Source organism: Pseudomonas sp. K5002, from assembly GCF_013386655.1.
GTDB lineage: Bacteria > Pseudomonadota > Gammaproteobacteria > Pseudomonadales > Pseudomonadaceae > Aquipseudomonas.
Genome location: NZ_JACARK010001417.1, coordinates 646 through 1,166, shown reverse-complemented (window position 1 = coordinate 1,166; position 521 = coordinate 646). Strand labels below are relative to the sequence as shown.

Below are 521 nucleotides of genomic sequence, written 5' to 3'. Positions count from 1 at the left end.
GCCTCGGCGTCGGTGATACGGCCTTCGGCAAACAGCGCCTGGGCCTGCTCCAGTGGATCGGCAGCCGCCGGTGGTGGCATCTGCACATGGGGCTCCAGCATCGCGCGCACGGCGGATTCAGGCTGCGCACCGGCAAACCCATCCACTGGCTGGCCATCCTTGAACAGCACCACGGTAGGCAGGCTGCGAATGCCAAAGCGCGAGACCACGTCCGGCTCGGCATCGCAATCGACCTTGGCCAGCAGCAACTCACCCTGATAACTCTCGGCAATCTGCGCGAGCATCGGCATCAACGCCTTGCACGGCGCGCACCACTCGGCCCAGAAATCCACCAGCACGGGTTTTTCGAAGGAGTTCTGGATCACCGCCTGATCGAAGGTGGCGGTGGTGGCATCGAAGATGTACGGCGTGGGCTCACTCATGGGGAATCTCGAAGAAAGCAGGGGATGGGGCAACTATAAGGGTTGGTGGGGTTAGCTGAAAGCGGGGCGGTCTCAGGATCGCAATCGCAGGCAAGCCAG

Annotated in this window: 1 protein-coding gene; it reads right to left on the bottom strand. The window is 62.8% G+C overall.

What is annotated here, in order from left to right; translation table 11 throughout:
• Nucleotides 1-422 (bottom strand): thioredoxin (gene trxA, locus HX846_RS36840; protein ID WP_178967418.1); only part of this gene is annotated, 422 nt, incomplete at its 3' end.
• Nucleotides 423-521: the final 99 nt, after the last annotated feature.